Raw genomic sequence first — 13671 nt, 5'->3', positions numbered from 1 at the left:
ATGCATCGTTAATTTCCAAAAATAAGAAGATCAAGTCGAAAACCCTTGGCTGTCAACACTTCAAATTTCATAAAAAAATTAAACCATTTTGTTGAATTCTTTTCGCAGCCTTTTAATAATTCTTTTTTCAAGCCGGGAAATATATGACTGGGAGATGCCGAGCATATCGGCAACGTCTTTTTGCGTTTTTTCTTCTCCTCCGACAAGCCCGAAGCGGAGCTCCATGATCTGTTTTTCTCTGTCATTGAGCTGTTCAAGCGCTTTTTTCAGCAGCTTTTTATCAACGTTTGCTTCGATATCTTTTGTAATAATATCGTTTTCTGTTCCGAGCACATCTGAGAGAAGAAGTTCATTTCCGTCCCAATCGATGTTCAACGGTTCATCGAATGATACCTCTGAGCGAATTTTATTGTTTCTTCTTAAATACATCAAAATTTCATTTTCAATACATCTGGAAGCATATGTAGCCAGTTTGATTTTTTTCTCGGGATTAAAGGTATTCACCGCTTTGATAAGGCCGATCGTGCCGATGGAGATTAAATCCTCGATATTGATGCCGGTATTTTCAAATTTTCTCGCGATGTAGACGACCAGCCTGAGATTTCGTTCAATCAAAATCGCCCGTGCCGCCTGATCACCGTCAGGCAGCTTATGGAGAAGCACCTGCTCTTCATCTTTTGACAATGGCGGGGGCAGCGCTTCGCTTCCGCCGATATAATAAATTTCGTCGCTTTTCAGCCCCAGTTTCATTAAAAGTTTGTACCACAGATAGGTTAACCTTAATTTTAGTTTTTTCATCTTCCTCCCCCTTCTAAATAAACGTCTTCAGGAGTATGATAATGTAACAGACTTCGAGTTTAAGAAACGTGTTTGACCGGGTTTCCGGCGAGCATTTTCGGATGGACGATGGCGTCAAATTCGCCGTCCGCGGAAAGCGGTGAGGTGCTGATTCCAATCAGGCATTTCGGCGCTTCAATCACCTCCCTTTCCGAAAAAATGAGCACATGATCCGGCTTTAGGCAGAGCAGAAACTGATGCTGATGGCCGACCCCGCGGTAGGGAATCAGGCGGATCCGCCCGATATACGGGAGTGTTTCATCAAGTTTGCCGACGGCATCAAGCGGGCTCATTTCCTTGATGATCACACTCGCTTCTTCTCCCAATACACTTTTCAATTTTTCAATATTGACGATCATGACGGGCGTTTTTGTGATCGGGTCGTAGAGTTGGTTTCCGGAGTCAATCAATCCGGTGAAATGAAGCGTATGTTCATCAATGCCGGTCTCTAGGCGGACGCGTTCTTCATATTGAATTTTCTTCGCTTCAGCATCTTCAAAACGCTTTTTTGAAAACAGCCATACAGCCGGAAAACCTGCACCGACAAACAGCCAGCTGACCGGGTCTCCAAAACCGGACCAATTCGTCATAAAGACGCCGTTTTCCATGATCGAATCCGTTTCAAGTAAAGAATGCGCTCCAATAATCCCTCCTCCCATTAAAAAAGTAGCAAAATAAAAAGAAAACAAATTTTGCAAAAAAAACCGGAACCGCTTAAAACCAAATGTCAAAAGAACGATCACAACCGAAAACGACAGTTTGCCTGCAGGATGAAGGACGTACGGCGAAAAAGGTGTAAACATAAACAGAACGATGCTTGACGCGACAAACGCCCCTAAGATCAGCCTCCGCTTTTTAACCCTTCGCTTTAAAATAAATGCGGTCATCATTAAAAGCAGCAAGTCAAAACAAAAGTTTAACAGCCATATCGCATCTAAATAGATTTCCACATCCTTCCCCTTTCTTTGGACTCGGTGACCATATTGTTTGTTTTCCTAAGTATAAATCAAGCCCAAAGGTAAAGTCTGTCAATTAATGTTGCGCAAATCGTACATTTTTTGAAGTTTTCGTACTGAATTTGTCGATCATAAAACGAAAAAAAACGCTGCCATTAAAGACAGCGTCTTTTCACCTTTATTTCAGCTTTTCATTGATGTACAGTTTGCCTTTTGCCGTTTGTCTCGTTTCATTGCCGTAATCATCCCGGACGATGACCTCGATTTCCGCTCCTTTTGCTTTTGCGGTTGAAGTCGCGGTCCAATATCCTTCATACTTGCCTTTTGAGACTTCTCTGATCGGCAGCTCTGTTACGTTTTGGGCAGCCGTTTTGAAATTGGTAAGAGGCATTCTGATCACAAAGACAGCATCCAAATCAGCGGCGCTTTCAAACTCGATTTTCACGGTTTCTCCCGTTTTGAGCTCGAGGTCTTCAGCCGGTTTCAAGCCGGTGATTTGCGGCGCTTCAAAGTTGACATCCACCGTGACTTTTTTGGTCGTTTTGTTGCCTGCCGCATCCGCTGCCGTTACTTTGATTTCATTTTGGCCGTTGTCAAGCATAATCCTTGCAGAATACTCGCCATTGTCAACAGCCGCTTTTTTGCCGTTTACATGAACAGATTCTAAGTGGTCGTCTGATACTGTTCCTTTCACAGTGACAGTCTCTTTATTGAGTTTTGATCCGCTTTTCGGCGTGTCAATCGTAAGCTTCGGCTTTTTCTGGTCAAGGACGATCCGGACCGGGTCTGAAGCATCCGTCGTTCCGGAAGCCGATGACGATTTGGCGGTGATCACATTTTCACCTTTATTCAGCGGAATCTCTTTTGAGAAAGTGCCGTCTCCCGCCGTTTTCGCCGTTCCGGCTTCTTCATCTCCGTTAAAGAGCTGAACGGTCGTGTTCGGAGACGATGTCCCTTCGATGACAGCATTCTTTTTGTTGGTAATGAATCCGTCTTTAGGCGACGTAATCACAGGCATCGCCAATTCATAGTCGACCAAAGCGCGGATCATGAAGTTGCCTTGGTCTGATGGCGCTTTCGACCATGAGCCGTCCGTATACTGCCAGTTGCGGCCTGAATATTCCCCGTCTTCATCTGTAGCAAGTCCAGGTGAGTTGGCCAGGTCCTCTGTCTGGACGTACACGAGGTAAAAGTCTTTTCCGACGAGGATGCCTTCATCGCCCAAATCAACGGTCGTCCATTCACCTGTGCGGAGCGCTTCAGCTTTGAACGGGCCGGCGAGTTTTTTGCCCGGAGAGCCTTTTTCACCCGACGCATCGTAGACCTCGACTGCAAAATCAGTGCCGCCCGGATCCGGGAATTCTGTATCCCAGAATTTGAACAAGCCGCCTTTCAGCATAGCTTTTTCCTGCCCGTTTTCGAGCGTCATTTTGACGGCCAGCCCGTTGCCGGATTCATAGAAAGCCCAGGCGTTTTCCCCGGTTCCGTCATCATAGCCGATTTCCCCAGGATAGCCGATGAAAGGATCGAGCTCGATATCTTTCGAGACATCTCCTTTTAAATCAACGGAAAACTCGCTGCTGTAATATCCGTTTGCAGAGACCTTTACCGTATACGAGCCTTCATAGGCCGTTAATGAATAACTTCCGTCGCCGTCCGTCTGAACCGGTTTTACGGATGCATCTTCAACGATATACAGCTTTGCATGTCGGACGGGTTCGCCCGTTTTTTTGTTTTTTATCGTTCCGGTGAGCGTCCCTTTCTTCAGTTCCTTTAAGACAAAGTCTGCCGTCGTCGTCTTGTCGGCCTCGATTTTTACGGTTTGCGCATTTGATTCATATCCGTACGCTTCCGCTTTCAGCGTATACGTTCCAGGTGCATGAGCCAAACTGTATGCGCCTGTTGCTTGGTTGGAATATGTCGATTTGCCCGTCTCCAGCACGCTGACCTGAGCCCGCACCGGAAGAACTGCAGGAGCTGCTTTTTTCGTCTCAGAATGTTCTTGAACGGTTTCTGCCGGTTTTGCTTTTTTCGGATCAATCGTTTGTTTCTTCGTTTTCTTATCCTTCATTTTAGCCGGCTGTTTTTCAACGCCCAGTCGTTTTTTCGTGCCTGCGCTCTTCACTTCCTTCACAAGCGCTACATCATCGATATAAAGCCCGTCACCTTCAATGCTGTCGTCAGATTGTAGGTTGAACATGATCTTAATCGTCTGTCCCCCGTATTCCGACAAATCGATCTGTCCGTCTTTCCATTCTGACGTTCTGCCGCTGTACTCAGCAGCCGGGATCCATTCATCTTTCCCTTCAGGCTGTACGTAAACGAAACCGTAATCGAAGTCCTCTTCAATATCGTGCCAATATTTGTATGTGAGATAAAGTTTTTGATTTTTTGGAACGCTGACAGGAGGCATAAGAAGATTCATATTGGCCGAACTTTGATACGGCCCTGTCAGATTTGTTGCGAATACGTTTTTTCCCGATGCTGCGGCATTCGGGCCTGACTGAGGAATACCGCGCTCCCATGAATTCTTCACACCTGATGTGATCCAGCCGTTGGCAGCATTCTCGAAATCTTGTTTATACCCTGTGGTCACAGCCGGAGAAATCGGGATTTCGTACACTTTGGATTCCGTTTTGTTTCCTCCGAAATCGGTGACAATCCATTTGTAGGAAAGCGTTTTCCCTTCAGAAACGGATACGGCCGCCTCGTACGTTCCTTTTTTATAGTCGCCGGAAGTTTGTTTGGCAGCGATCGTCACCCAATCGGAATCATCGGTTTTATAGCTTAATTTGACCGATATGATGCTGACATCGTCTTCCACATCAACTGAAAGAGGCGTTTCTGAGCCTGAGTAAATTTCCTTGATCTCTTGATGGTTTAAGACCGGCGGATTTTTGTCTTCGCCTTCTTTTCCGACTTGTCCTTCCGCTTTGCCCAACCCTTCTGTGACGGCGGACACCGCGTCAAACACGTTCACGAGCCCGTGGCCGTATCCGTTGTTCGGCGATTCGGTAAATTTGCTGTCTGTGAGCGGTGTTGCGGTTTCCATCAAAATCTTTTCGATCCCATCAACGGTGATCGACGAATCGGCCTGCTTGATAAGTGCGGCCGCGGCTGCGACATGCGGTCCTGCCATTGAAGTGCCGTCCCAGCCGTCTTGATAGCCGCTTCCAGGGACAGAAGAGCGAATGTTGACCCCAGGTGCTGTTACTTCAGGCTTGGTCTCATCATACGGGGAAGGACCTTGAAGTGAAAAATCGGCTAAGCGATTATCGATGTCTGTCGCACCGGTCGCGAACGCTTCGGGGTAGTTTGCCGGATTGGCAATCGAAGCAGGTCCTCCCGGATTGGTGAAATCAGCGTTCCCCGCAGAGAACTCAGGGAAGATGCCGGCAGCTCGCCACGCTTTTACGATATCCCTGTAAAACTCATCAATCCCGGCTCCCCCTGACCACGAGTTATTGACAACATCCGGAGCCATTTCAGGGTGCGGGTTGCCATCTTTATCTTTCGGCGCCAAAATCCATTCCCCCGCTGCAAGGAGGTCTTCGTCCGTTCCGCCGTCATCCGAAAAAGCTTTCACGGCAATCCACTTTGCACCCGGCGCCACACCGATTTGGTTTTGGCCGTCAGGCTCTGATCCGACCATCGTCCCGGTTACATGCGTGCCGTGCTCCAGGTCGTCAAAAGGTTCAGAAGCGCCAGAAACCGCATCGTACCAGCTGAATTCGTGATCAGGCTGATCGGGATGCTGCGGGTCATATCCGCGGTATTTTTCTTTCAATGCCGGATGATCCCATTGCACGCCCGTATCAATTGACGCGACAACCGTGCCCGTTCCGTCATATCCCAATTTCCAGGCTTTTGGCGCGTCGACTCGATTGATATTCCATTCGATTTCTTTTTCATCCTTAGCTGCCGATTTTTTCACAGACTGTTTAGCCGGCTTGATCAGCTGCCTTGTTTCGTTCGGGAGCACTTTCTCTACTTCCGGAAAAGCCGCTACTTGTTCCATGACCTCTTTCGTCGCATGGACGGCCATCCCGTTGACAATATAATAGGAGCGGATTTTTTTTACTTTCCCTTGTTTTTCCTGCTTTTTCAAATAACGTTTCAAATCGCTTTGCGTCTCATCCGCTTTGACTCTTAAAGCGGAGACGACAGCCGAGCGCTTTTGATATTCTGTTTTAGCCGCGCTCAGCGACTTTTTCTTCGCATTCTTTTCCGCCTGCTTGGCCACCTTTGGAGTATCGACTTGATCTTTCAGTTTGATCAAGAATGTGACTTGATCTTCTTTTTTGAACTGTTTGACAAGAGATTTTGAAATTTTTCCCTTCCCTGCAGCTGCTTGTTCTTTCATCGAAGTGAGCGCAGGCTTTGCCGCGGCATCTGAAACAGCGGGCATGAACAGCGAGCCGATTAACAAACCGCTTAAAATGGTGGAAAACGCCTTTTTTCTCAGCTTTCTTTTCAAATGAACATCCCCCTTTTTGATGAAATTGGCTGGACTTGTCCGTCCTCCTCTCCTTGTGGATGCCTTGTCTGACCTTGATGTAACTTAAATATAGTAAAAACTGGTTAATTTTTTTGTCAGTATTTGTCAAGGTCATGTTTAAAATTAGATAAAAAAGGACAAAACCGTTAAAGCGGTTTTGTCCTTTTTTATCATTTTGTTTTTTTAGCCGCGTCAAAAGCTTTTACAGCGTTGACCAAGCCGTATCCGTAGCCGTTGTTCGGCGATTTTTTAAACGTTTTGTCAGTCAGAGGCGTCGCCGTATTCAGCAGGATGCGCTCGATTTCATCGACTGTGAGGTCCGGATTGGCTTCCCTCATTAAAGCGACGATCCCTGATACATGCGGGGTCGCCATCGATGTTCCGCTCATCGCAGCATACTTGTGTCCCGGATAAGCAGAGCGGATGCTGACGCCCGGTGCCGAAATATCGGGCTTGATTTCGTCATATGGCGAAGGTCCTTGCAATGAAAAATCGGCTAACGCGTTTGCGCTGTCAACTGCGCCTATCGCGAAAGATTGCGGATAGTTGGACGGATTCTCAACTGAACCCGGTCCGCCCGGTTCCAATTCGCTGACATTACCTGCTGCGAATGCAGGAAAGATATCAGCTGACCGCCAAGCTTTGACAATATCCAAATACCATTCATTGAGTCCGCGTTCACCCGCCCAAGAATTGTTGACGACATCGGGAGCCTTTTCGGGGTGCCCTTTTCCTTTCGCATCTTTCGGAGCCAAAATCCATTCTCCTGCAGCCAAAAGGGATTTTTCGTCTCCACCGTCCTCTGAAAAGGCTTTGACAGCGATCCATTTCGCAGTCGGTGCGACACCGATCTGGTTTTTGCCGCCGGCTTCTGAGCCGACCATCGTGCCTGTCACATGTGTGCCGTGGCCCAAGTCGTCATATGGCGTTTTCTTATTGCTTGTCGCATCAAACCAGTTGAACTCATTGTCTGGACTGTTCGGTTTAGAAGGGTTGTAGCCCCTGTACTTTGTCTTCAACGCCGGATGATCCCACTCAACGCCGGTGTCAATCGAAGCGACAACGGCTCCTTTGCCTTTATAGCGCTTTTTCCAGACATTAGGCGCATGAACCTGCTGAATGTTGGAAGCGGGGGAACGATCCGCAGACGTTTTCGATTCTACCGTGGGTTTTTCAGTGTTGCCGAGCTTAATTTTTTGATTTGGCAGCACTTTTTCAACCTCCGGAAATGAAGCCGCTTTTTCCATAACATCCTTTGTCGCTGTCACGGCAATGCCATTTACAATATAAAAAGATTCCACTTGCTTTGCTGTTCCTTTTTTCTCTTCTTTTTCTAAAAACGATTTTAAGTCTTTTTGCGTTCTCTCAGCTTTTGTACGCAGGGACGTCAGCACGGCTGAACGTTTGATTTCTTTTACTTTTTTCACGGTCATCACGCTTGCTTTCGCCCGGTTTTCAGCCGCTGTCGCCGCTTGCTGAAGATTCGCCTGGTTTTTCATTTTGATTAAAAAAGTCACTTTATCTTCTTTCTCAAAACGTTTGTAAAGAGCGCTTGATATTTTGTTTTGTTCCTTGGCCTTCGCTGTCGTGCCTGTTTCAGCCTGCACAGCGGCCGGAGCGAGAAGTGAACCGATGAGTGCAGCGCACATGAATGTGCTGAATAATGGCTTTTTCTTCACATGACATCCTCCTTTAAGCAATAGCAAATATAGTCGTTTCTTGCGTTTCTTTGTCTAGAAACAGAAACTATTAATAATGGTAAAAGAAAAGACTTATAGACATTGTCGTATTTTGTCATTTTTCCTTTGTCGGTTTGTAAATTCGTTCTTTTTACATATGACTTGTTCACTGTTCATAGTTCGGCCAGATGACAAGCTGAAAGGAAAATCCGTGCATCCGGGAGAAAAGAGAGAGGTTAGATGCAAGGCTTTTGAGGGAGGCGCTTCGATCAGAATGACAATTGATGCTTTTGGAGGGGAGAATCCGTTCCAGCGCATAAAAAAAGCCGCCGACTTCTTGTCGGCAGCTTTCCAATGTATTATATACGTTTTAGCGTTTATTGCGGTTTCTTAAGAAAGTCGGGATGTCAAGCGTATCTTCGGCAGGCTGTGATTGGCTGCGATGCGGCATGCTTGGCTCCTCGCGCTTCGGCTCCCGTTTCGGAGCAGGCTGATGATGCTGTTTTAAGCCTTGGTTTAAAGGTCTCTGCGGCTTAGATGCATCTTGATCCTGTTCGATAAAGCCGGTCGCGATGACCGTAACGACGATTTCGTCTTTCAAGTTTTCATTGATGACAGATCCGAAGATCATGTTGACGTCCTGGTCAGATGCAGCCGCCACAATGTCCGCTGCTTCCTGAACTTCGTAAAGGCTTAAGTTGGCTCCGCCTGTAATGTTCATCAGCACGCCTTGGGCACCGTCAATCGCCGTTTCAAGCAACGGGCTGGAAACAGCTTTTTTAGCGGCTTCTGCAGCGCGGTTCTCACCTGTCGCTACACCGATACCCATCAGTGCAGAACCTTTGTTGGACATGATTGTTTTGACGTCGGCAAAGTCAAGGTTGATCAGTCCAGGTGTTGCGATCAAGTCTGAAATGCCCTGAACACCTTGGCGGAGAACGTTGTCCGCTTCGCGGAACGCTTCAAGCATCGGTGTGTTTTTATCGACGATTTCAAGAAGACGGTCATTCGGAATGACGATCAGGGTGTCGACGGCTTCCTTCATTGCTGAAATACCGCCTGCCGCCTGAAGCTGTCTTTTTCTTCCTTCAAAGGTAAACGGCCTTGTGACAACGCCGACAGTCAATGCGCCCAGATCTTTTGCGATTTGTGCGATGACAGGTGCCGCGCCCGTTCCTGTTCCGCCGCCCATTCCGGCTGTGACGAACACCATGTCTGCACCTTTCAGCGCTTCTTCAATTTGTTCTTTGCTTTCCTCTGCGGCTTTTTTGCCGACTTCCGGATTGGCTCCTGCGCCGAGCCCGCGCGTCAGCTTCGCACCAATCTGCATTTTCGTTTCCGCTTTTGACAGGTTGAGAGCCTGGGCATCCGTATTGACTGCGATAAACTCGACTCCCTGAACGTCATTTTCGATCATCCGATTGACGGCATTGTTACCGCCGCCACCTACTCCTATTACTTTAATCGATGCTAAGCCGTCTATATTTGTTTCAAACTCTAACATGCTAAATCCTCCTAATCCGTCGAATGACTAATCTCTATTCCCAAAAGAAGTTAAATATTTTCTTCATTTTGCTCGGCTTTTTCTCAGCTTGAGCGTGCTGCTTGGATTTTGGCTTCGGTCGCTGCTGCACTTCTTTTTGATGTGTTGCCGCGACTTCCTGAACCGCTTGTTCCGGCATCTTAAAACCTACTTTTCTGCCTTGGATTTTTGCGTTGCGGTAAGCGAATTGGATGAGGCCGACTCCTGTCATGTATTGAGGTTCTCTTACACCGATATAATTCGGGCTAGCCACTCTGACGTTATTTTGAAGAACATCCTGTGCGAGGCTGAGGACACCCGGCATTCCAGCCTGTCCCCCTGTAAGCACAAACCCTCCCGGCAATTCTTTTATTCCCATGTTCCGCAGTTCCTCTGCCACGAATAAAAAGATTTCTTCGAGCCTGGCTTCTATAATGTCTGCCACTTCCCGCTGAGAAAAGGTCTGCTTTTGGTCTGTCCCGATCACGGCGACTTCAAATGTTTCCTCTTCCGACGCTTCTTCATAGAAAGCATGTCCAAACTGCTTCTTCACCCGCTCAGCTTCGTCTGTGGAAGTGCGCAATCCGATTGAAATATCCTTGGTGATGTTTTCTCCTCCCAGGGGTATGACGCGGGTCGCAAGAAGATGTCCGTCCTCAAATACGGCAACCGTTGTCGATCCTCCCCCGATGTCGATTAAAGCCACTCCGAGGTTTTTTTCGTCCTTTGATAAAGCGACAGATCCGGCAGCCAGCGGCTGAAGACAAATATCCGTTATTTCAATTCCCGCTCTTTCCACACAGCGCAGCAGGTTATGTAAGATCGTTTTAGAGCCCGTGATCAGCGATCCTTCCACTTCAAGGCGGACGCCGAGCATCTTTTTCGGATCTGTAATATCGCCTCTGCCGTCAACGATAAACTGTCTCGGAATCACATCGACGATCAGCTGTTCAGGCGGGATGGAAACGACTTGAGCGGCCTCCATCACCCGGCGCACGTCTTCAACGTGGATCTCTTTATTCTCGCTTGAGACAGCCACAACACCGTTCGTATCTTGAATATGGATGTAGTTCCCATTAACCCCGACGATCGCGTGGGTCAGCGGAAAACCTATCATTCTTTCTGCTTGTTCAAACGCTTTTTTTATAGAATGAACCGTTTCATCTATATCAACGATTGATCCTTTTTTCAGCCCCTCTGAGGGAACATTTCCGACTCCGATAATGTTAAGAGAATCGTCTGACATTTCACCGACGATCACTTTAATATTGGACGTACCGATGTCTAGACTGACGTAAAGTTCATTGTTGTTCATTCTATGGCACCTCCTCACATTTCAGTCAATTCTATTCTATTATTTGCCGAACAACAATACAATGAATCTGGTTTTACAAGTGTGTAACAATCAATACAAACCAATACGCTTCGTTTTTAGTTTTAGGATTACTGTGAATATTCGTGATATCCTATGTATATCCTCTTTTAAATCCGATTTTTTTTAATTTTTTCTCCTCGAGGCCGTCCATTTGGCGAGCAGTATTCTTCTGATGACCGCGATGTTTTGAAAAAGCCTCACGCCAAATGCAAACATACCGACTAAATACAAGTCTACACCAAGATGAACGCCCAGAAAAGCCAAACTTATGGCGAGAATAATATTGAAGAAAAAGCCCGTCACAAAAACTAGTTCATCGTATACACTTTCCAAATGGGCCCTTATTCCCCCGATCAAAGTATCAAGGGATGCAAGAATCGCCAGGGACAAATAATTTGAGTATTCATCCGGAATGGTGAAGTTCGTGCTGAACCCGATTGTAATTCCGAGCAAAAGCCCTAAAACCGGAAGCCACATTAGGAATTCTCTCCTTTTGATTTCTCGAGCGGTTTCAATGGCGCAACTTGCATTGAACCTTCGTAAGCTTTGATTTTGATTTGTTTTTCAGGCCTTTTGATTTGCAAATCCAGATTTTCTCCCGCGAACAGATCCTGCAGGGATGAAGCATTCATTCGGCTATATAGTTTATCGGCGTTTTTGCCGATGACTTTTACCGTTATCGGATAGTTGTCCAAAGGATATCCGTCGATTTTGGTTGTTCCGTTGATATCCCTGATCACCGTCGTGTTGACAACCCTTCTGTCATTGATCGATATTTCTTCCGCTTCATACATATTCAGTTCATTAATCAGCTTTTTCAGAAGGTCTGGCGGCGGATTTTGAATGGATTCTCCCGTGAGTTCTTCCGAGAAAAGCTGAGAAATGGTGATGATGATTCCGTTCCCTGTAACATCTGTGAAGCCGGCCTGTTTTTTTAAGTTTTGAAGCGTTTCATTCAACGCTTTTGTCCGCGAGGTTTCTTCTTGATGACTGTATGTGTTCAGCATTTTTTCATATTTGTCAATTTCGCTGATCAGCTCAAGCTGTTTTTTCTGTTCTTTCTTCAGATCCTCCCTGAGGTCCCAAATGTCCCGCGTATCGCGGACTTTCGGCGCTTTCAGCGAATTGAACTGCACGGACAGCATAATTCCGAAAATGAGCATCAGGATGCTCAAACTGATGAAACGATTATTTTTCTTCAACGTCCGCCCACCAACTTTTCAACGTTCATTCCCCCTGCTTTAAAAGGGGCTCCATCTCGATTTGGTCTTGTTTTTCGATGCTGACTGAAATATGATCGCGGCTCAGCTGGTCCACAAGCCCTCCTGCAATGTTCAGCGCCGGCATCAGCACATCCGGATCCCCGATGGCCGAAATGACAAACGGCGCGGGATACTGGTTGCCGTCAACCGTGATGACAGGACCGTTGCACGATATGTAAGAATGATGTGTCACACGCTGTCCGTTGATCGACACCGCGGCCGCCCCGGAAATCCACAGCTCATTGAGCAGGCGGAATATGTGGCTTTCATGTACGATATAGTTGTTGACATTCTCACCTTCCGGTATGTAAGAAGCGTCTTTCAGCGTCACCTTGATTCCTTCGCCCTGAACGCCGATTTCCCCGACGAACATTCTGTACCTTTCAACATCTTCAACAATATTGTAATACTCTTTTTTTTCCTTTTTCAAAGCCGTCTCTGTTTTCTGTACTTCCTGCTGTTTTTTGTAAAGCTCCTGTTCCAGCTTCTTATTTTGCTTTTCCTGGGAAATCAGCCGGTCGCGCAAGGAATACTCCTCTTTCCAATTTTCAGCTGTTTCTTCATGGTCTTTGTTTTCCCTGGCGAATTGATAGGAGAAAGACAGCAGGAATCCGAGGACAAGCATGGCGAGTGAAAGATTGACTGTGTGCCTCTTCAATTTCCGTCTCCCTTTTTGCTTTCATCCGTTTTTTTCAGAGGTTCAAAATAAGTCGCGACTTCCATATGGATAATGCCTTTTTCCCCTTTCGGCAGCTCTTTTACGATCGCCGGATAGCTGTTCATTTTCTGTCCGAACGTTTTCAGCGAAGCCGTCACGATATAGCCGTCGTTCATATACAGTCTGATCAGCCAAGGATTTGATTTTTGAGGCGTATAGTTAATCTCGGAAATCGATTTTTTCACGGAATCGGAAAGCTTGTTCAGCTGTTTTGCCATTTGAACGAGCTTTTCGTCTTCCTCCCAGTTATTAAGGGTCGGTCCGATGTCAGTCGGCGTCACCTCTTCAGGAAGCACCGTGCCGTTTTCAAGCACGGAGTAGTACACATTGTGTTTTTGCAAAAACGCAATGCTTTTATACTCTTCGATGGAGATGGCGATTTTGTTGGGCAGCTGTTTAGAGATTTCGGCTTTTTTGATCAATTTATTCTGCTCGATCTTTTCTGCGGCCTTTTGCTTGCTCAGACTCCAGAATTCCGTCTGTCCTTTATGGATCGAAGACAGGGAAATGATCTGGTCTTTTGAAACGTTTTTGTTTCCTTTGATCTCTACCGTCGAAACTTTGCTGATCGGCGTCTGCAGGTAAATGATGATCAGCATCATCGTGAAAAAGAGCAGAATAAAGGTGATCAGCCGGCGGTTTGCCTTTTGCTTTCGCTGTTCTTTGATTTTGGGAATCCGTTCTTCTATATTCACTACTTTTTCTTTATCAATACCGGGTTTCACGTAGGCTCACCTCAGGTTAATAAAGCAGACAAAAAGACTTTTATTTGCTTATTTTTGTTCGGAAAAATGACGCGCTTTTCGACATATGAAAGCACGGGG

The 13671-nt window shown here is 46.6% G+C and carries 10 protein-coding genes; all 10 read right to left on the bottom strand.

Going from position 1 to position 13671, the window contains the following annotated elements; all coding sequences use genetic code 11:
• Positions 1–78: 78 nt before the first annotated feature.
• The 10 genes from sigE to MHH76_RS08590 all read right to left on the bottom strand — a co-directional run bounded on the left by sigE (position 79) and on the right by MHH76_RS08590 (position 13572).
• Complete coding sequence (sigE, locus tag MHH76_RS08635) at positions 79–798, bottom strand: RNA polymerase sporulation sigma factor SigE (protein WP_003181573.1); 720 nt, start codon at positions 796–798, stop codon at positions 79–81.
• Positions 799–857: 59 nt separating this feature from the next.
• Entirely contained in the window at positions 858–1787 is a 930-nt protein-coding gene (spoIIGA, locus tag MHH76_RS08630) for a sigma-E processing peptidase SpoIIGA (RefSeq protein ID WP_020451312.1), read from the bottom strand.
• A 184-nt stretch (positions 1788–1971) separates the two neighbouring features.
• Positions 1972–6270: a S8 family peptidase gene (locus tag MHH76_RS08625; RefSeq protein WP_025811369.1), complete on the bottom strand. Its 4299-nt coding sequence runs from the start codon at positions 6268–6270 to the stop codon at positions 1972–1974.
• 191 nt (positions 6271–6461) lie between these two features.
• Entirely contained in the window at positions 6462–7970 is a 1509-nt protein-coding gene (locus MHH76_RS08620) for a S8 family serine peptidase (RefSeq protein ID WP_050820750.1), read from the bottom strand.
• Between the two features lie 370 nt (positions 7971–8340).
• A complete protein-coding gene (gene ftsZ, locus MHH76_RS08615) occupies positions 8341–9474 on the bottom strand; it encodes a cell division protein FtsZ (protein WP_020451308.1) in 1134 nt (377 codons plus the stop codon).
• Between the two features lie 34 nt (positions 9475–9508).
• Entirely contained in the window at positions 9509–10807 is a 1299-nt protein-coding gene (gene ftsA / locus MHH76_RS08610) for a cell division protein FtsA (RefSeq protein WP_020451307.1), read from the bottom strand.
• A 183-nt stretch (positions 10808–10990) separates the two neighbouring features.
• A complete protein-coding gene (locus tag MHH76_RS08605) occupies positions 10991–11344 on the bottom strand; it encodes a small basic family protein (protein ID WP_003181559.1) in 354 nt (117 codons plus the stop codon).
• Complete coding sequence (locus tag MHH76_RS08600; protein WP_223254806.1) at positions 11344–12030, bottom strand: DUF881 domain-containing protein; 687 nt, start codon at positions 12028–12030, stop codon at positions 11344–11346. Before MHH76_RS08600 ends, MHH76_RS08605 begins: the two co-directional genes overlap by 1 nt.
• Positions 12031–12094: 64 nt before the next feature.
• Positions 12095–12787: a DUF881 domain-containing protein gene (locus MHH76_RS08595; RefSeq protein WP_020451305.1), complete on the bottom strand. Its 693-nt coding sequence runs from the start codon at positions 12785–12787 to the stop codon at positions 12095–12097.
• Positions 12784–13572 carry a cell division protein FtsQ/DivIB gene (locus tag MHH76_RS08590; protein WP_020451304.1) on the bottom strand — a complete coding sequence of 263 codons (789 nt, stop codon included), beginning with the start codon at positions 13570–13572 and terminating at the stop codon, positions 12784–12786. The genes MHH76_RS08595 and MHH76_RS08590 overlap by 4 nt, the downstream gene beginning before the upstream one ends.
• Between the last annotated feature and the right edge of the window lie 99 nt (positions 13573–13671).

Source organism: Bacillus sp. FSL L8-0193 (genome assembly GCF_037976065.1).
Classification (GTDB): domain Bacteria; phylum Bacillota; class Bacilli; order Bacillales; family Bacillaceae; genus Bacillus; species Bacillus paralicheniformis.
This window is presented reverse-complemented; position numbering and strand designations above follow the sequence as displayed.

Coding starts and splice junctions, on each gene's coding strand:
- MHH76_RS08600 (WP_223254806.1), bottom strand. CDS start 12,030: ATGCTCATTTTCGGAATTATGCTGTCCGTGCAGTTCAATTCGCTGAAA.
- sigE (WP_003181573.1), bottom strand. CDS start 798: ATGAAAAAACTAAAATTAAGGTTAACCTATCTGTGGTACAAACTTTTA.
- MHH76_RS08605 (WP_003181559.1), bottom strand. CDS start 11,344: ATGTGGCTTCCGGTTTTAGGGCTTTTGCTCGGAATTACAATCGGGTTC.
- ftsA (WP_020451307.1), bottom strand. CDS start 10,807: ATGAACAACAATGAACTTTACGTCAGTCTAGACATCGGTACGTCCAAT.
- ftsZ (WP_020451308.1), bottom strand. CDS start 9,474: ATGTTAGAGTTTGAAACAAATATAGACGGCTTAGCATCGATTAAAGTA.